An 18,092-nucleotide genomic window follows, 5' to 3' on the forward strand; every position below is an offset into this window, starting at 1 on the left:
CTATTCTTATATGAAATGAAAAACTTCATACACAATGTGTGAGCAAAAAATGTTCGTAGTTGTGACCAATGTACGGCATATTGCTGGTCTTGCGCAAATGTTTAGTATCCTGAGTTGAGTGAGCAATGGTGAAAAAATTAAATAAATCCTTGATGCACGTTTTGGGCATGTCAATTTTATTCAGTATGAGCAGTTTCAGTTCTGCTGAAATTGTGATGAATAGTGCTGCAAATCAGCAGTCAAATATTAGCTGGTCATCTGAAGATGCAAACCAGTTACTCAACGGTGACGTGTCTTATAGCGCTGAAGAACCATCTCCTCAAGGGTCAACGAAAGTGACTACTTCTGTACGTAGTACAGGCGGTGTGGTACAGACAGCACCATCGAAAACGGTCCGTATTATTGATACCAATCAATACGCAGGACAGCCCTCTGTAAATGCGCGTGCAGCACTGGTTATGGATGGTCAAACTGGTGAAGTGCTATATAGCAAAAATAGCAATACCGCTTTACCGATTGCATCAATTACCAAACTCATGACAGCAGTAGTGATTTCAGATGCCCGATTAAACATGTCTGAAAAGATTACCTTACAACAGTCTGATTTCTCATGTTCAGGCTGTAAAAGCTCAAGTTCAACGCTGCGTGCTGGCGACAGTATGAACCGCGCAGAAGCTTTGCTATTTGCTTTGATGAAATCTGAAAACCCAGCGGCTTCGGCATTAGCACGTACTTATCCAGGTGGTCGTTCTGCATTTATTTCAGCGATGAATGCGAAAGCACGCTCATTAGGGATGAATTCGACACATTATATGGAATCGACAGGTTTGCACCCTGGTAATGTCGCTTCGGCACGTGACTTGGGGATTTTGGTGAATACCGCTTCGCAGTATGGTTTGATTCGTCAATTTTCAACCACACCAAGTTATGACTTTAATTTGGGTTACCGCGTATTGAAATCAAACAATACCAATGCGTTAGTGCGTAATGGTGGTTGGAATATTAATATTTCAAAAACAGGATTTATTAATGAAGCAGGGCGCTGTGTTGTGATGCATACCACACTGAATAACCGTCCAGCGGTGGTGGTGTTATTGGGTGCGGATTCTTCAGTGGCACGAACCAATGATGCGACTCGTTTAATGAACTGGGCGAGCCAGTTACCAAAACGTATTTAACAAGATTTCAGATTTTTCATTCTTTCAGTATTTAGATTTACTCAACGTTTAAATGCTGAAGTGAATGCAAGATATAAAAAAAGCCCTGCAAGAGCAGGGCTTTTTTTTATTCAGTCAGCATATAAATTACATATTTGACAGAATTGAATCACGAACTTGATCCATAGTTGCATCAATCGACAACATTACGGCATCTTGGCATTGCTTGATGGCAGTGTCAGGATCTTTTAAACCGTTACCTGTTACAGTACATACGATCACAGAACCTTCAGCAATTTTACCTGCTTTGATGTCACGAATCGCGCCACCGATAGAAGCTGCAGAAGCAGGTTCTACGAATACACCTTCGTACATAGATAGTAGACGCTGTGCTTCTAAGATTTCAGCATCTTGCAGTTCGTCAAACCAACCTTCTGAGTCGCGGACTACGGCTTTAGCATGGTTCCAGCTTTGTGGATTACCAATACGGATCGCAGTTGCTACAGTTTCAGGGTTTTCTACAGGTGCGCCGCGTAGGAATGGTGCCGCGCCAGCAGCTTGGTAACCCACCATTGTTGGTAGACCCGCAGGTTTTGGACCTGTGAATTGATCAGTTTCAGGATCATAAACTACTTGTACAAATTCTTCTTTAGGCTGATTCGCCACAGCTTCGGTATAACCCATCCAGTGTGCTGTGATGTTACCCGCATTACCTACAGGTAGGCAGTGGTAGTCTGGTGCACGACCTAATTCGTCAACGATTTCGTAAGCAATGGTTTTTTGACCTTGCAGACGGTATGGGTTGATTGAGTTTACAATCGTAACTGGTGCTTGATCCGCAACTTCTTTTACAAGACGCATACCGTCATCGAAGTTACCGTGGATTTGCATTGTTACTGCGCCATACATCATCGCTTGTGCCATTTTACCCATGGCAATTTTGCCTTCTGGGATGAGCACAAAGGCTTTAATGCCTGCACGTGCAGCATAAGCAGCCGCTGCAGCAGATGTATTACCTGTAGATGCACAGATAATTGCTTTAGAGCCTTCTTCCACTGCTTTTGTTACAGCCATGGTCATACCACGGTCTTTAAATGAACCAGTCGGGTTTAAGCCCTCGTACTTCACATAAATTTCAACATTTTTGCCAATAATGCGTGGAATGTTCTCAAGCTTAATCAGTGGCGTATTACCTTCGCCCAAAGAAATTGCGCGAGTAGTTGCAGATACGGGTAAACGGTCGCGATAGCGGTCAACTAAACCAGTATAACGATTGGCATTAGACATGATGATGTTCCAATTGTGTGTAGAGCTTGGCGAGAGGAACTGAAATATTCCCCTCGACCCGATTAATTATCAAGCGATTCTAAACGAATTCGTACAATTTCGCCATGAATGACAGGCAATGCTTGAATTTGTTGAAGGGCTTCATCCATTTTAGATTCTTTGACTGGATCAGTCAGAATCACGATAGGAATAAGGTCTTTTAAGCGCGGCTGTTGCATGATCGCATCGATGCTGATTCCTGCACGGCTTAAAATCGTAGTGACATCAGCAAGAACGCCAGTTTGATCTTCGGCATTAATACGGATGTAGTATCCTGTGGTCATTTCTTCACGTGGAAGAATTGGTAAATCGGTCAGTGCTTCAAAAGCAAGCTGTGGAATTGTACCAGCGCCATCTTCGGTATATGAGATGTCACGGACAATATCGACAACGTCAGCAACCACCGCTGATGCTGTCGGGCCTGCACCTGCGCCTGCGCCATAGTAAAGCGTTGGACCAACAGCATTGGCTTGAACCAATACAGCATTTTTAACGCCATTTACATTGGCAATCAGTTGGTCTTCAGGGATCAGCGTTGGATGAACACGAAGCTCAATACCCGTTGCAGCACGACGTGCAATACCTAAATGTTTAATACGGAAACCAAGGTCTTCTGCATATTTGACATCTTGCGCAGTGACTTTGCTGATGCCTTCAGTGAAGACTTTGTTAAACTGGAGTGGGATACCAAAAGCAATAGAAGCCAGCAATGTTAACTTGTGCGCTGCATCGATTCCTTCGACGTCGAAGGTTGGATCTGCTTCGGCATAACCGAGTTCTTGCGCTTCTTTGAGAACGTCTGCAAAGGCACGACCTTTTTCACGCATTTCAGTCAGGATAAAGTTACCTGTACCGTTAATGATGCCAGCCAGCCAGTCAATTTTATTCGCCGCCAAACCTTCACGGAGGACTTTAATAATTGGGATACCGCCTGCGACAGCTGCTTCATAGGCAATCTGAACGTGATGATCATCGGCCAATTTAAATAATTCATTGCCGTGTTCAGCCAATAAAGCTTTGTTGGCTGTAACCACTTGTTTGCCATGAACGATTGCTTCACGAATTACTTCATACGCAGGGTGAATGCCGCCCATAACTTCAACCACAACGTCTACATCGGGTTGACGGACGATATCTAATAAATCAGCACTTTGCTTCACTGAAGCAGGTAGTTCTAAATCAGGACGAGGGCGACGCGTACCCACATGGGTAATTTCAATTTCACGACCGGTGCGACGTTTAATCTCAGCAGCATTTTCTTTTAGTAGTTTAAGGGCACCACCACCCACAGTACCAAGACCGAGGATTGCCAGACGAACTGGTTTCACGTCACACTCCATTTATTTCATCATTGCTTTAAGTGAGTTTAGATCATAGCTAAAAAAACGTTCGGACTCTAGGGTAGAAATCACTTTATTCCCACCCATAAAAAACATTCATTTAGCCTATAAAAATTAGTTATTTAAGCGCACTTTCAAGTTCGGAAGCCGACATGTAAGCACCGATGTGTTTGCCTTCTGCGTTATAGATCGCTGGCGTACCATTCACACCAATATTTAGACCCATTTCATACATGCTGCGCACTGGGTTTTTACATGATGCTGGCTCGATTTGCTCACCGGCAATGGCTTTATCAAATGCGGCACGACGGTCTTTGCTACACCAGATAGTTTCCATCATTGGCATGTGTTGTTCACCACGTGGCCAAGCGATGTAACGGACTTCAATGCCACGGGCATTAATATCATCCATTTGTTCATGTAACTTATGGCAATAAGGACAGCTGACATCGGTAAACACATAAACCACGTGTTTGGTTTTACCTTTGGCTTTATAGATTAGTAAGTCTTCGGTTTTTAATTGATCAAATAGTTTTTTGTTGGCGTCTGCTTGTAGCGTATCGCCTACATTAAAGAGTTGTTTTTCACCCAAACGAACCACGTCGCCTTGGAAAATGTATTTACCATCAGCTGTAGCATAGACTGCAGGCATGCCTTCAAAACTCACCCAAAACAAATTAGGAACTTCAGTCGCTTTCACCCCAGTGACTTTGGCATTGATATTGGCTTTTTGCAAATTGGATTGCAAAGTATCAATTAAACGCTGCTGAGCATTACGTTCAGATAAATTCGAAGCTTCACCAGTTGCAGGTGTACTTGCCGTTAATGTCGCGTCTTTCTTTTCGTCATTATTTGAATTAGAACAAGCCACTAACGCCATACTGGCAACAAGTGTCGATGCGAGAAAAATTTTTGAACGGGTAAATAACATAAACAACCCTTTTCTTTTAGCTTTATCAAACAGGTGAGTAAGCATAGCAAAAAATATCGGCCACGATAGAACTTCTTGGTCTGATATTTCCTGCCGTTAAGCTCTCGGATGATAGTCTGCATGTAATTTTTGCATACGAATCTGCGCGACATGGGTATAAATTTGCGTGGTAGACAAGTCACTGTGGCCGAGCAGCATCTGCACGACACGTAAGTCGGCACCGTGGTTGAGCAAATGCGTGGCAAAGGCGTGGCGTAAGGTATGTGGTGATAATTCGGCTTGAATGCCTGCAATGAGCGCATAGCGTTTAATCGCGTACCAAAAGTTTTGGCGACTCATCATTCCACCGAGTTGAGTGAGAAATAAAGCATCGGTTGCGCTTTTGTATAAGACGGGACGTGCTTCAGCTAAATATTTCTCGATCCATTCCACCGCCATTTGACCTAAAGGAACTAAGCGCTCTTTATTGCCTTTACCGGTAATCCGTAAATAGCCTTGTTTCAGATTGATCAGTTCTAATCTTAAATTTAATAACTCAGAGACACGTAAACCACAGGCATACAGCACTTCGAGCATGGCACGATCACGTAGACCCAATGCGGTGTTGAGGTCTGGGGCATTAATCAGGGCTTCAACATCTGCTTCAGATAAATCCTTTGGTAGGGCACGACCCAATTTGGGTGTTTTGTGGATTGCAACTGGATTGTCGCTGCGTATTTTTTGTTCGCGTAAGAACTTGAAAAATGAACGCAGTGCAGAAAGTGAGCGGGCGATCGAGCGTGGACTTTTTCCTTGTTTAGTCAGGCTGAGCAAGACATCTGAAATGTCGTCACTGCTCCAATCAGTCATGACATGCGTATGACACTCACTGCATTGAATTAAATCAGATAAATATGCATTTCGAGTGTGTGGACTGACGGTTTGAGCTATTAAATCATCACGATATCCGTGTAAAAAACTGAGTGTTTCTGGAATTTGGACTGGGGTCGGGATTCGTGGTTTTTTATTTAACATGTGCCGCTCATTTTTGAAATTAAACCAAGAAATCACAATGGTTTAATGCAATGTAATTTAAAAAAATAGTCGTGTCGATGCTAGATTGTTAAATGAGAATTGAAATCGAATCCGATTTGTTAATTATTCTCATTTGTTTGTATAATGTTCAAAATTTTTTAGGGTTAGTTGCGTGCGATTATCTGATTTGAAAGTGAAACAAAGCGCAGTCATTCATAAGGTACATCGTAACCAGAATGGCAACAATGCTCCGGCTGATTTAGTCGCTAGCCGTTTAGAGACTTTGGGTTTTGTTCCCGGAACAAAAGTACAGGTGATTACCAAAGGTATTTTTGGTGGTGACCCGATTTTAATTCAAGTTGGGTTTACTCGCTTCGCACTGCGAAAAGTAGAAGCTGAAAAAGTGGAAATAGCAATGGAAGGGGCATCAGCATGAGTGATGCGTTACGTATTGCCCTCGTTGGTAATCCAAACTGTGGTAAAACTTCATTATTCAATCATTTAACGGGCACACGTCAGAAAGTTGCAAACTATGCTGGGGTAACGGTTGAGCGAAAGGTGGGTCAATTTACTTTGCCATCGGGTAAATCTGTTCGAGTTTTGGATTTGCCGGGGACATATAGCTTAGAAGCGACGAGTCCTGATGAAGCCATTACGCGTGATGTCGTGCAAGGTAAAATTGCAGAAGAAGGGCATCAAGATGTCTTTTTATGTGTAGTTGATGCGACAAACTTAAAATTGCACCTCGGTTTGGTCATGGAAATGATCGATTTGGGTCGTCCAATTTTACTTGTCCTCAACATGATGGATGAAGCACGCCGTCGTGGCATGCAAATCAATACCCAAAAGCTGTCTCAGCGTTTGGGTGTGCCTGTTGTAGAAACAGTTGCTGTGCGTAATGCGGGTATTGAAAACTTAATGGGCGCGTTAGATGCTGAAGGTTTCAGAAAACCTGATGCGTCATTAAGTGATACCAATCTTTCTGGGACTAACCACGAAAAAATTGAACAAATTTTAAAAGACGTGGTGGTGTTTGTTGATCATGAAGATAAACGCTCAGACTTCCTCGATAAAATTTTTCTACATCCAGTCTTTGGTTTAATTACCTTAGCGGTGATGATGTTTATTATTTTCCAAGCGGTGTTTGCATGGGCTGCGCCGTTTATGGATGGTATTGAAACCTTCTTCGGTTGGTTTGGTGAATTGGTCGGTGAACACATTTCACATCCACTCCTGAACAGCTTGGTGGTTGATGGGATCATTGCTGGTGCAGGCGGTGTAGTGGTGTTCTTGCCGCAGATTTTAATTTTATTCTTCTTTATTTTGGTTTTAGAAGAATCAGGTTATTTACCACGTGCAGCATTCTTACTAGATAAGCTGATGTTTAAAGCGGGTCTGAGTGGACGTGCTTTTATTCCTTTGCTGTCGAGCTTTGCCTGTGCTGTACCGGGCATCATGGCAACCCGGAGTATTCAAGACCCCCGAGATCGTCTGGTAACGATTTTAGTTGCGCCATTGATGACCTGTTCGGCACGTTTACCGGTTTATGCCTTGCTGATCTCAGCATTTATTCCACAGCAAATGGTCTGGGGCGTCTTTAACTTACAAGGCTTGGTGCTATTTGCATTATATGCAGCAGGGATTGTGAGTGCCTTAATTGTGGCAACAGTGCTGAAATTCTTCCAAAAAGATAAATCACAGCATGCCTTATTGATGGAACTTCCAAGCTACCGTTTCCCAGATATTAAGAGTGTTTGGATTGGTTTACTGGACCGTGCCAAGATTTTCTTGAAACGTGTCGGTGGCATCATTTTCGCTTTATCGATTTTGTTATGGTTCTTGTGTACCTTCCCGCAACCGCCAGAAGGCGCAACCTTGCCGGATATTGATTATTCATTGGCAGGTATGCTTGGGCATGTATTACAACCGATTTTTGCACCATTAGGGTTTAACTGGCAGATCTGTATTGCCTTAATTCCAGCGATGGCGGCACGTGAAGTTGTTGTAGCGGCATTGGGTACGGTGTATGCCTTGTCTGCAACAGATGACGATGCCATGTCTCAAGGCCTGGCAAATTTAATTAGTAGTGATGGGTCATTGGGTTGGTCATTGGCAACCGGTTTATCATTATTGGTGTGGTTTATTTATGCGCCACATTGCTTGGCGACACTGGCGACAGTTAAACGTGAAACTGGCTCCTTGAAAACGGTGAGTTTCATGACCATCTATTTATTTGGTTTGGCTTATTTAATGGCATTCATCACGTATCAATTTGCAACACGCTATTTTGGATTCTGAATTGTGAATGGCAAAAGCTGAACAAAGGAGAGAGACATGCTTGAATCAATAATTATTGCGGTATTGGTGATTTGGAGTGCTGTCGTGGTGTTTAAGAAGGTATTTCCAAAAACATCGAACTCAGTCTTCACAACTTTATCTGAGCACTGTGCAAACCGTGGTTGGAACAGTCTAGCCAAATGGTTAAAGCCAAAAATGGCAGCAGGCTGTGCAGGCGGTTGTGGATGTTCAGCTTCGGATAATTCATCTGCAAAAAAAGCTGAAGTACAAGCGGTGAAGTGGAAATAAGCTCACCGCCCGTTGCGTGAAGAAACCGCCCGAGATGGGCGGTTTTTTACGAGCGGACACAAAAAAACTGCGAGAAAGTGAAAACATAAAAAGCATTCAAAACAGCAAAGTGCTAACATTTTGTCAGATTTAAAAACCGACCAAAAAATGGGGCGAAAATGTTAATACAGCGTGGTGGATTGAAGGTTGTTGCCGGATTAGGGATTTCTGGTGTTTCCGCAGTGAATTTCTTACATAGCCATGGCTACCGCGTTGCAGTCACCGATTCACGAGCAGTCCCACCGGGTCATGATCAAATTCCAAGTGATGTACAAACCAGTTTTGGTCAGTTGGATCAAGATTTATTACTCCAAGCAGAAGAAATTATTATCAGCCCGGGGCTAGATCCAAAATTACCGCAAATTCAGGCGGCCATTGCAGCCAATATTCCTGTGGTTTCTGAAATTCAAATTTTACGTCGTGCGACGGATAAGCCAATTGTCGCGATTACAGGTTCGAATGCGAAAAGTACCGTAACGACTTTATTTGGTCTTATGGCAGCAGATGCAGGCAAAAAAGTGGCAGTGGGTGGCAACTTGGGTCGTCCAGCTTTGGATCTCACCAAAGATGATCCTGAACTTTATGTTTTAGAGCTTTCAAGTTTTCAATTAGAAACCACGTCGAACTTGGCAGCAGAAGTGGCTGTGGTGTTGAACATGAGTGAAGACCATTTGGACCGTCATGGCGATATGATGGGTTATCACACTGCGAAGCATCGTATTTTCCAAGCGGTGAAAAAAGTGGTGTATAACCGTGATGACTCATTAACACGCCCATTGGTTCCAGATGTCACCCCAATGCAAAGCTTTGGCTTAAATGCACCAGATATGAATCAGTTCGGTATTTTACGCGATACTGATGGCACAATTTGGTTGGCACGTGGTCGTGAGCGTTTACTGAAAAGTGCAGACATGTATATTCAAGGCACTCATAATGTGGCAAATGCCTTGGCATGTTTGGCTTTGGGTGAAGCGATTGGTTTACCACTCGAAGGCATGTTGAAAACCTTGAAAACCTTTAAAGGCTTAGAGCACCGCTGTGAATTTGTCAAAGAAGTGCATGGTGTTCGTTATTATAACGATTCTAAAGGCACCAATATTGGTGCGACTTTAGCTGCGATTGATGGTCTAGGTGCCGCGATTGAAGCCAAAGGCGGTAAAGTGGCGATTATTTTAGGTGGTCAAGGCAAAGGGCAGGACTTTACTGCGCTGCGTGATTCACTTTCAAAATATGCCAAAGTTGCGGTGTTGATTGGTGAAGATCGTCCAATTATTGAAAAAGCGATTGAAGGGACAACCACGCTGATTCATGCTGAAAGTTTGAAACAAGCGGTTGAGCTGTGCCAACAAAATGCGGTAGCCAATGATGTGGTGTTATTGTCTCCAGCGTGCGCAAGTTTTGATATGTTTAAAGGCTACAGTGAGCGTGGACACCAATTTGTTGATTGTGTGAATGCACTCGTTTAAAAGAACGATAAGGAAAGTTGTATGGCTGGGTTAGCTCAGACGACCATAAATAGAATAAATGAAGTTGTAGAGCGTTGGATTCCTCGGTTACCTGCCGAGGTCAACGTGCGCAATGTTTTAATGTTCTGTGTTTTGGCATTGTTGTGTATTGGTTCGATCATGGTGGCATCTGCGTCGATGCCTTATGCAGAACGCATGCATGAAAATGCCTTCCATTACATTTCACGACACGGGATTTCGATTGCCGCTGCCGCCATGGCTGCGTATATCGCCTATAAAGTGCCGTTAAATGTCTGGTTTAACAACACCTTCTTTTTATGGATTGTGACCATTGTCCTGTTAGCTGCCGTATTGGCGGTGGGTACTGAAGTCAATGGTTCTAAGCGTTGGATTCGGATTGCTGGTTTCACCTTACAGGCTTCGGAAGTCGCCAAAGTCATGATGGCGATATTTACCGCGGACTATGTGGTACGGCGTGCCGAAGAAGTCCGCAATAACATCAAGGGCTTGGTACGATTGGCAGTGATTATGGCTGCAACTGTCGGTTTAGTCATGGCAGAGCCAGATTTAGGGGCGACGGTGGTGATTGCCTTAACTATGCTAGGGGTATTCTTCCTCGCAGGTGCACCGTTGATTCAGTTCGCAATTGCCTTTGGTGCGATCATCATGGCCTTTGTGTTCTTGATTTTATTTGAACCTTATCGTTTAGAGCGTTTGATGTCCTTCTCAAATCCATGGAATGATCCATTAGGCGCAGGCTACCAGTTGTCGAATGCATTAATGGCTTTTGGTCGCGGTGAATGGTTTGGTGTCGGCTTAGGTCATAGTATTCAAAAAATGTCGTATTTACCTGAGGCACATACCGACTTCATGTTGGCGGTTTTGGGTGAAGAATTTGGCTTCTTTGGAATTTTGACCGTATTGACGCTATCATTTGTGATGTTGGTCTGCTGTATTCGCATTGGTCATCGTGCCTTGCGTCATCAGTATTTACGCGCAGGCTACTTGGCTTATGGCATTAGTATTATCTTCTTGCTGCAAATTTTGGTGAATGCAGGCATGAACATGGGCATGCTTCCAACCAAGGGTTTGACCTTACCGTTTATTAGTTATGGGGGGTCTTCTTTGATTATCTGTGCGGTTATGGTGAGTCTGATCTTAAAGATCGATGCGACGACCAAAGAAGTGAACCCAAGTAAAGAAGAATCAAGCTTCTAAATTCGTATCTCGTTGCGGATCGGGAGATGCATGGTGCAGTACACTCGCCGGCATCTCCGTTCCACAATGGAGACATTTGACCAAGCTCGCCTTGGCTTTAGATAGTGGAATCAATGGAATAAAAAATAAAGAAAAATAATTACGTTGCTGTTTCAACTCATACTGAGTTCTGCTGCGGCAGACAGGGCAAGTAAATTGGCTCTTTTCAATGACTTTGGTTTTCGGACCAACTCCAAAAATAAAAAACATTAGGCTCTCCAATGGTCAATTGATCACTTTATTAAAGCATAATTCAATTGAAAATCGAGTGATTGGCTTAGATCCATATTTGGGTTTATTGATAGATTTGAGGCAATGCTGTGCCATGGGGAATATGTTGAAAATCCCACTGCGCAATCGCCTGTTGTAGCATAATACGTGGCGTGTCTAAGTCGACTGGCGGTTGATGTAGGGCCTGCAATGCTTGTTGCAATAAAGGTGCTGCTTGGTTTAAATCAAGAGCTTGAGCCATATTCTGTTTTGACAGTTTTTGTCCCTGATTATTCATTGCTAATGGCAAGTGCATGTATTCAAGGCGTGGATAACCCAAAACCTGTCCGAGCCAAATTTGACGTTCGGTATTGTCCAAAAGATCAGCTCCACGTACGACATGGGTCATCCCTTGTAGGTAGTCATCCACCACGACAGCAAGTTGATAATTGATAATGCCATCACGGCGTTTTAAGACAAAGTCACCCAAATCCTGTTGCAGATTGGAGCAATGCATCCCTTGTAAGCGGTCGGTAAAACAAATGTTCTGTGCATCGACTTTGATTCGAATAGCCTGATCCTGAAGGGGAAGGCCAAGATTACGACATGTGCCTTGATAGATATGATTCGAACCAAGCATTTTTCGGGTGCATTGACAGGCATAGACCAAGTCTTGGGCATGCAAATGCGCAATGACTTCCTCATAGATTTCTAGGCGGTCTTTTTGGAAAATGATCTCGGCATCTGGTTCGAATTGAAATGCATCAATACAACGTAAGATATGTTCTTCGCTACCGGGAAATATGCGTGGAATGTCGGTATCTTCGATACGAACCAACCATTGCCCCTGATGGGCACGGGCATCGCAGTAGCTTGCGACTGCTGTAATTAAAGAGCCAAAATGCAAAGGGCCGGTTGGCGATGGCGCAAACCGGCCCACGTAATGCTCTGTAGCTTTCCCTTCCTTATCTAAAGGGAGGGCTAGAGAGGAATTACTCAACACAGAATTAACCGTTATTTTGCTTCTCTTTGATCTCTGCAAGTGTTTTGCAGTCGATACATAAAGTCGCTGTTGGACGCGCTTCTAGGCGACGTAAGCCAATTTCGATACCACACGTTTCACAGAAACCGTAGTCATCATTTTTGATCGCTTCAATTGATTGTTCAATTTTACGGATCAGTTTACGTTCACGGTCACGTGTACGAAGTTCAATCGCAAATTCTTCTTCTTGCGTTGCACGGTCGTTCACATCTGGAAGTGCAGTATTTTCGTCTTGCATGGTATTCAAAGTACGGTCTACTTCAGACATTAACTCAGCTTTCCACGCCAATAAGATGTGACGGAAATGCTCAAGTTGCCCTTCAGACATGTATTCTTCATTCTTTTTAGGCTGATAAGGTTCAATACCAAATAAGCTTGCAGTAGAACCACCTTCAGTCGCCTTTGGCTTTGATTTGCGCACGCGTTTGGTAGACTTTTCGTCTACTACATCAGTTTGTTCGTCTAAGACTTGATTTTGGTTGTCATTCGCCATGTAGGGCATTCCTCATCATATGCATATATCTATACGCAAAAAATATGGTGATATGCAAGTTTTTTATCCACCCAACACAGAGTTTCCTTCTGTGGGGGTCGTCATCATATAGACTTTTTCTGCTTATTGATAGTCTTTGATGTTTGGATTCTAACTATCACTTTTCCTTTAGAAGCCATAAAGTAAAGCAAAAGAATCAAATTGAAAAGTTAATAACCTGAAATTTCAACATTAATTTGAGGTTGTTTTAATTTGACCCGAACAACTTCAGTTTTAAATTCACCATTATCATTCAGATAGAGTGCACGATACCCTGGTAAAGCCTCATCTAAGGCAAAATTTTCACTATGTGGTTTGAACTGAACACTGGTCGAAGGCGTCGATAAAAACTGAATATTGTGCCATTGATTAGATGAGTCTTGATGCACGTGTCCGCACAGTACAATTTTGACATTGTCGTGACGTGAAAGCACATCCATCAGATGTTCAGCGTTCTTTAGTTTATGCTGATCTATCCAATGCGATTGCATGGCAAAAGGGTGGTGGTGGCATGCCACAATGATGTGTTGCTGTGGGTGTGCTGTGAGTAACTGATCTAATTGTTCCAACTGCTGTTGTGATACCCAACCATCCACTTTTCCTTTAACCGCACTGTTCAGTAAAATCAGACACCAATTGCCTAATGCGATGCAGTGAGCACGATCTTCCTGTTGATGAAATGGGAAGCAAGACGCTTCGTCATGGTTCCCCGGAATCTGATAAAACGGAAACGGCTGCTGTTGCATATATTCGAGATAACGCGCATAGGTACGCTCTACCGGCACTTGTGCAAGATCGCCAGTATGGACAAGCGTATCGATGTGATGATGGTTCAACTGAATTTGTTGAATCACATCGTGAAAACTCTGCTCTGGATTCATGCGGACAAATTCAAGATCTTCCTGATCCATTAAATGTGTGTCCGAGATCTGGATCAGTGTCCAGTCGTATTGTGGTGTATCCCTTAAAGTCATGTCCTTCCCCTTAGACATTCCTTGTAGTATGTATTTGTTGTTGTAACCATTGCAAGGCCATAATGACAGGTGCGTTTTTTAGCCGACCATTGGTTAATAATTCAGGAATATCAGCATAATCTAAGATATGCAATTGAATATTCTCTCCTTCATCAGGCATGCCAAAGACTCCGCCATGTTCGGGAAGTTCAGATTCAGCACTATAAAGGTGGAATAATTCCGCGCAGGCACCCGCAGAGGGATAAAAACTAAATAAATGCTGTAGTGCATCTAATTCACAGCCTGATTCTTCCAAACTTTCACGGCGGATGCAGCTTTCAGCAGATTCATCACCATCGAGCACGCCGGCAATAATCTCTAGTTGCCATGGCGAAGTTTCATCATCAATCGCCCCAATGCGGAATTGTTCAATTAAGGCAAATTTTTGTTGTTGATGACTATAGATCAGCACACCTGCTGCTTCAGGACGATGAATCAATTCACGCTGAATGGTTGGAATCATGCTGTCTTGATGGAATAAGCGGTGTCGAAGCTGAACTTTTTCAACTTGAATAAAGCCTTTATAAAGATGTTCACGCCCTTCAATGCTGTAATCTTTTTTGTTATATGTGGCCTGTTTAATAATATTCATAAGCGCTAATTAGGATGAAATCTTCCATTTCATCCTAACCGAGATTTTGTTGAATACAAAAGATTTTTTTTAAGCTTTACACTTTGTGGTACAACTTTTGACCATGTTCATGATAGGCCGCTTTCATGCTTTGTAAACCTGTCTCAATTTCAGGATTAGATTCTGAAGAAAGCTGCATATCTTGCTGATTTTTTGCATAATCTCTCACATTTTGTGTGATTTTCATCGAGCAAAATTTAGGTCCACACATTGAACAAAAATGGGCCGATTTATGTGCTTCTTTCGGCATAGTTTCATCATGCATGCTGCGTGCTGTATCAGGGTCTAAGCTCAGATTAAATTGGTCTTCCCAGCGGAATTCAAAGCGTGCTTTGGATAATGCATTATCACGAGCCTGCGCACCGGGATGACCTTTGGCAAGGTCTGCCGCATGGGCTGCAATTTTGTAGGTGATAATGCCATCTTTGACGTCTTTTTTATCTGGTAGACCAAGGTGCTCTTTCGGGGTCACATAACACAGCATCGCGGTGCCGTACCAACCAATCATTGCTGCACCTATCGCAGAGGTAATGTGGTCATAGCCCGGGGCAATATCGGTTGTGAGTGGTCCAAGGGTATAGAAAGGCGCTTCTTTGCAAACCTCGAGTTGTAGATCCATATTTTCTTTGATCATGTGCATTGGTACATGGCCTGGGCCTTCAATCATGACTTGTACATCATGCTCCCATGCCCGGTGAGTCAATTCACCTAAGGTGCGTAATTCACTAAATTGGGCTTCATCGTTGGCATCTTGAATACATCCCGGACGTAAACCATCACCTAAACTGAATGACACATCATAGGCTTTCATGATTTCGCAGATTTCATCAAAATGTGTATACAGGAAGTTTTCTTCATGATGCGCTAAGCACCACTGCGCCATGATGGATCCGCCACGTGACACAATACCAGTTAAACGGTTGGCGGTGAGTGGAACATAACGAAGCAGCACGCCTGCGTGAATCGTAAAGTAATCGACACCTTGCTCGGCTTGTTCAATCAGTGTGTCTTTGAAAATTTCCCAGGTTAAGTCCTCTGCGACACCATCAACTTTTTCTAAAGCTTGGTAAATCGGCACGGTGCCAATCGGTACAGGGGAGTTGCGAATAATCCATTCGCGGGTTTCATGGATATTTTTACCTGTCGATAAATCCATGATGGTGTCAGCACCCCAACGAGTTGCCCAAGTCATTTTTGCCACTTCTTCATCGATGCTTGAACCAAGTGCTGAGTTACCAATGTTGGCATTGATTTTCACCAAGAAGTTACGACCAATAATCATCGGTTCACATTCAGGGTGGTTAATGTTGGCAGGGATAATGGCACGACCTTCAGCCACTTCTTGACGTACAAATTCTGGGGTGATTTCAGTTAAATTGCGTGCGCCAAAATTTTGACCGGCATGTTGGCGCATATCAACACCTTCACGCTGGCGCTGATTTTCACGAATCGCAATGTATTCCATTTCAGGGGTGATGATGCCTTGTTTGGCATAGTGCATTTGAGACACATTGTGTCCACGACGAGCGCGACGGGGTTTTGAAATATGCGCAAAACGAATCTCTGCAGTGCGGATGTCTCGAAGACGCTCTTGTCCAAATTTTGAAGTCAAGGTATCGAGTATTTCCGTATCATTACGTGACTCAATCCAAGATTCACGGACATTGGGCAGGCCTTGATTCAGGTCAATTTGAATATTGGGGTCGGTATAAGCACCAGAGGTGTCATAGACCATAATCGGTAGATTTTTTTCTCCACCCAGACCTGTAGGCGTATCTGTAAGACTGATCTCACGCATTGGTACGCGAATATCTGGACGTGAGCCTTGGATATAGACTTTCTTTGACGCTGGGAGAATTCGAGTGAGATCTTTAGCATCTTGTTCATGTTGAGCAGCGCGATCTGAAGCGGTGAGATTCGTTAATTGGTTCATTGCAATGATCCTTATGAATGACATCAACGAATCAAGCACGACCAAAAACGTGGCAGTTTATCTGATGGATTCACCTGAAAATAAAGGCGTAAAACCAAGAGATAAGAAGGGCTTAAGTTTTTAGATGGCTTGATTCCTACGCAGGTATTAACCTGATCAGGTTCAACGGTACTCATCCTTAAATTTAGCGAACTAAATTTAGATGATCTCAGCAGGAAATTACCTGCGCTCCGTCAAGCTTTGTGCGGATATTAGCATGAAGGCTGTTTTAAAACAGTGTTATTTTTCATCGATTTTGCAGTGCAGAATTTTGGCTAGGTACATGTGCAATTGAACTTGCATTGGCTAAGTAGAGGACTGATTTACACAGATGGCGTCACTAAAACAGTCTTTCTTATAATGCGGATCAGGATTGCGGACACCAATTAAATTCAACAGCTGCGCTTCTGATCGCTGATTAGATGCAGCAGCATTTTGATCTAATAATTTTAAAAATAAACGCGCCTGATCTGCCAATTTGGAGTTTTTTAATTGAGCCAAGCGTTCAATTTCTTCTAAAGAACTGGCTTGAATACTGAGGCGGTCTGAAAAGTCATTGGAAACTGGACTATGTGCCGAACCAATAAATAACAACTGGCTATATTGATATAGTAATTGTTGTGCATCTTTTTTGTAGGGGCTATCTGGATATTGTTTGAGATAGTGTTCCCAAAAAATTGCACGTGTCGCAATCTCTTGTGGCTCAATGGCTAAACTTTTTTGTAGCAAGGCGGGTTGTGCATTTTGTTCAGCCAGTTTTTCAATGAAGACCTGCTCAGATTCTTCCATATAAGGCGCAAAAATTTTGGCTAAATATTCAGGACTGCGGCGATAGCGTAATTGTCCTTCACCTGCATCGAACAACTCCACATAAGCTTGGCCTTTATGTTTCAGTAAATACTGATCTCGGGCAGTGAGCTGCTCATAATGATTTTGTTGAATGGTGGGATGCTGAGCCATATCAAAGGCAAATTGTTCGAACGCCATTTGCTGTTGAGCTGTACGTTCAACATGTAAAAAGTTGCGATACATTTGATTGGACAAACGCAGTAATTTTTTTTGTTCGTCCGCTTTTAATAGCGGTAAGCAGACTTTGAGATCTTGGTTGATTTGTTCTAAAGCGAAAGTTGTTCGTTGATCGTCTATTTCCAGCATGTTTTTTTCAAGTTTTTTGCACAGCAAAGACAAATCGACTGCTTCTTTTTGAACAGTCTTATTGTTGGGAAACTCTGGTGCAGGTTGAGGTTCAGGCTGTTGTTGGCATCCATTCAACATACTGAAACATAAAAACATTGCACTAAACTTTGCAGGCAGCTGAAAAAATTTTGACACAGGAACTCGATGCGCTATAGAAGTGGTATTGTCCGATGGAATGCCGACTATTTTATAGATGAAACACGTGCAATATGTGTACTATTGTACAGTTCTTTGTTATAGCGTTGTGAGTAGTGTCCGAAAACGACTGAAATTATCCGGTTTTGTCGCATTTGATATAAAAAATTAATAAAAATCATACGGAAATTTGCAAGGATATGATTAGTATCTGCTTAGTTTTAGGCTTGAATATTCAATCTCG

General features: G+C 43.0%; 17 protein-coding genes and 1 riboswitch. Of the genes, 6 read left to right on the forward strand and 11 right to left on the reverse strand.

Going from position 1 to position 18,092, the window contains the following annotated elements; translation table 11 throughout:
- The first annotated feature begins 128 nt into the window (after positions 1 to 128).
- Entirely contained in the window at positions 129 to 1,178 is a 1,050-nt protein-coding gene (locus tag FTU64_RS01840; RefSeq protein ID WP_180059189.1) for a serine hydrolase, read from the forward strand.
- 126 nt (positions 1,179 to 1,304) lie between these two features.
- Here the strand turns inward: FTU64_RS01840 and thrC are convergent, their stop codons facing one another.
- The 4 genes from thrC to xerD form a co-directional block, all read right to left on the reverse strand.
- Complete coding sequence (gene thrC, locus FTU64_RS01845; RefSeq protein WP_078192584.1) at positions 1,305 to 2,444, reverse strand: threonine synthase; 1,140 nt, start codon at positions 2,442 to 2,444, stop codon at positions 1,305 to 1,307.
- 62 nt (positions 2,445 to 2,506) lie between these two features.
- A complete protein-coding gene (locus FTU64_RS01850; RefSeq protein ID WP_180008061.1) occupies positions 2,507 to 3,811 on the reverse strand; it encodes a homoserine dehydrogenase in 1,305 nt (434 codons plus the stop codon).
- Positions 3,812 to 3,941: 130 nt separating this feature from the next.
- Complete coding sequence (locus FTU64_RS01855; protein WP_180010679.1) at positions 3,942 to 4,754, reverse strand: DsbC family protein; 813 nt, start codon at positions 4,752 to 4,754, stop codon at positions 3,942 to 3,944.
- Between the two features lie 96 nt (positions 4,755 to 4,850).
- Positions 4,851 to 5,768, reverse strand: coding sequence for a site-specific tyrosine recombinase XerD (xerD, locus tag FTU64_RS01860; protein ID WP_180008059.1), 918 nt, complete (start codon positions 5,766 to 5,768; stop codon positions 4,851 to 4,853).
- Positions 5,769 to 5,940: 172 nt separating this feature from the next.
- Between xerD and FTU64_RS01865 the strand changes: the two genes are divergently transcribed.
- The 5 genes from FTU64_RS01865 to ftsW all read left to right on the forward strand — a co-directional run bounded on the left by FTU64_RS01865 (position 5,941) and on the right by ftsW (position 11,077).
- Positions 5,941 to 6,204: a FeoA family protein gene (locus FTU64_RS01865; protein WP_078189444.1), complete on the forward strand. Its 264-nt coding sequence runs from the start codon at positions 5,941 to 5,943 to the stop codon at positions 6,202 to 6,204.
- Entirely contained in the window at positions 6,201 to 8,066 is a 1,866-nt protein-coding gene (feoB, locus tag FTU64_RS01870; RefSeq protein ID WP_180055464.1) for a ferrous iron transport protein B, read from the forward strand. The genes FTU64_RS01865 and feoB overlap by 4 nt, the downstream gene beginning before the upstream one ends.
- A 36-nt stretch (positions 8,067 to 8,102) precedes the next feature.
- Positions 8,103 to 8,354: a DUF6587 family protein gene (locus FTU64_RS01875; protein WP_180008057.1), complete on the forward strand. Its 252-nt coding sequence runs from the start codon at positions 8,103 to 8,105 to the stop codon at positions 8,352 to 8,354.
- 158 nt (positions 8,355 to 8,512) lie between these two features.
- Positions 8,513 to 9,859, forward strand: coding sequence for a UDP-N-acetylmuramoyl-L-alanine--D-glutamate ligase (gene murD / locus FTU64_RS01880; RefSeq protein ID WP_180059123.1), 1,347 nt, complete (start codon positions 8,513 to 8,515; stop codon positions 9,857 to 9,859).
- A gap of 21 nt (positions 9,860 to 9,880) precedes the next feature.
- The gene (gene ftsW, locus FTU64_RS01885; RefSeq protein ID WP_078189440.1) at positions 9,881 to 11,077 is read left to right on the forward strand and encodes a putative lipid II flippase FtsW; all 1,197 of its coding nucleotides are present in this window, start codon (positions 9,881 to 9,883) and stop codon (positions 11,075 to 11,077) included.
- On the opposite strand, the gene FTU64_RS01890 is transcribed toward ftsW, so the two are convergent.
- The 7 genes from FTU64_RS01890 to FTU64_RS01920 form a co-directional block, all read right to left on the reverse strand.
- Positions 11,066 to 11,326 (reverse strand): zinc-ribbon domain-containing protein, encoded by a 261-nt coding sequence (locus tag FTU64_RS01890; protein WP_078189439.1) that lies wholly within the window; start codon positions 11,324 to 11,326, stop codon positions 11,066 to 11,068. The genes ftsW and FTU64_RS01890 overlap by 12 nt on opposite strands.
- An 85-nt stretch (positions 11,327 to 11,411) precedes the next feature.
- The gene (gluQRS, locus tag FTU64_RS01895) at positions 11,412 to 12,329 is read right to left on the reverse strand and encodes a tRNA glutamyl-Q(34) synthetase GluQRS (RefSeq protein ID WP_373886556.1); all 918 of its coding nucleotides are present in this window, start codon (positions 12,327 to 12,329) and stop codon (positions 11,412 to 11,414) included.
- Positions 12,330 to 12,333: 4 nt separating this feature from the next.
- The gene (dksA, locus tag FTU64_RS01900; protein ID WP_078189438.1) at positions 12,334 to 12,861 is read right to left on the reverse strand and encodes an RNA polymerase-binding protein DksA; all 528 of its coding nucleotides are present in this window, start codon (positions 12,859 to 12,861) and stop codon (positions 12,334 to 12,336) included.
- Between the two features lie 209 nt (positions 12,862 to 13,070).
- Positions 13,071 to 13,874 (reverse strand): 3',5'-cyclic-AMP phosphodiesterase, encoded by an 804-nt coding sequence (gene cpdA, locus FTU64_RS01905; RefSeq protein ID WP_180059125.1) that lies wholly within the window; start codon positions 13,872 to 13,874, stop codon positions 13,071 to 13,073.
- 10 nt (positions 13,875 to 13,884) lie between these two features.
- Positions 13,885 to 14,505, reverse strand: a complete 621-nt coding sequence (locus FTU64_RS01910; RefSeq protein ID WP_180059126.1) for an NUDIX domain-containing protein — start codon at positions 14,503 to 14,505, stop codon at positions 13,885 to 13,887.
- Between the two features lie 76 nt (positions 14,506 to 14,581).
- Positions 14,582 to 16,477, reverse strand: coding sequence for a phosphomethylpyrimidine synthase ThiC (thiC, locus tag FTU64_RS01915; RefSeq protein WP_078189435.1), 1,896 nt, complete (start codon positions 16,475 to 16,477; stop codon positions 14,582 to 14,584).
- A gap of 116 nt (positions 16,478 to 16,593) precedes the next feature.
- Positions 16,594 to 16,720: riboswitch (TPP riboswitch) on the reverse strand.
- A gap of 102 nt (positions 16,721 to 16,822) precedes the next feature.
- Entirely contained in the window at positions 16,823 to 17,809 is a 987-nt protein-coding gene (locus tag FTU64_RS01920) for a hypothetical protein (RefSeq protein WP_180059190.1), read from the reverse strand.
- Positions 17,810 to 18,092: the final 283 nt, after the last annotated feature.

It is taken from the genome of Acinetobacter sp. YH12128 (genome assembly GCF_013418655.1).
GTDB lineage: Bacteria > Pseudomonadota > Gammaproteobacteria > Pseudomonadales > Moraxellaceae > Acinetobacter > Acinetobacter amyesii.

Coding starts and splice junctions, on each gene's coding strand:
- thrC (WP_078192584.1), bottom strand. CDS start 2,444: ATGTCTAATGCCAATCGTTATACTGGTTTAGTTGACCGCTATCGCGAC.
- FTU64_RS01855 (WP_180010679.1), bottom strand. CDS start 4,754: ATGTTATTTACCCGTTCAAAAATTTTTCTCGCATCGACACTTGTTGCC.
- xerD (WP_180008059.1), bottom strand. CDS start 5,768: ATGTTAAATAAAAAACCACGAATCCCGACCCCAGTCCAAATTCCAGAA.
- feoB (WP_180055464.1), top strand. CDS start 6,201: ATGAGTGATGCGTTACGTATTGCCCTCGTTGGTAATCCAAACTGTGGT.
- FTU64_RS01875 (WP_180008057.1), top strand. CDS start 8,103: ATGCTTGAATCAATAATTATTGCGGTATTGGTGATTTGGAGTGCTGTC.
- murD (WP_180059123.1), top strand. CDS start 8,513: ATGTTAATACAGCGTGGTGGATTGAAGGTTGTTGCCGGATTAGGGATT.
- ftsW (WP_078189440.1), top strand. CDS start 9,881: ATGGCTGGGTTAGCTCAGACGACCATAAATAGAATAAATGAAGTTGTA.
- FTU64_RS01890 (WP_078189439.1), bottom strand. CDS start 11,326: ATGTTTTTTATTTTTGGAGTTGGTCCGAAAACCAAAGTCATTGAAAAG.
- dksA (WP_078189438.1), bottom strand. CDS start 12,861: ATGGCGAATGACAACCAAAATCAAGTCTTAGACGAACAAACTGATGTA.
- cpdA (WP_180059125.1), bottom strand. CDS start 13,874: ATGACTTTAAGGGATACACCACAATACGACTGGACACTGATCCAGATC.
- FTU64_RS01910 (WP_180059126.1), bottom strand. CDS start 14,505: ATGAATATTATTAAACAGGCCACATATAACAAAAAAGATTACAGCATT.
- thiC (WP_078189435.1), bottom strand. CDS start 16,477: ATGAACCAATTAACGAATCTCACCGCTTCAGATCGCGCTGCTCAACAT.
- FTU64_RS01920 (WP_180059190.1), bottom strand. CDS start 17,809: ATGTTTTTATGTTTCAGTATGTTGAATGGATGCCAACAACAGCCTGAA.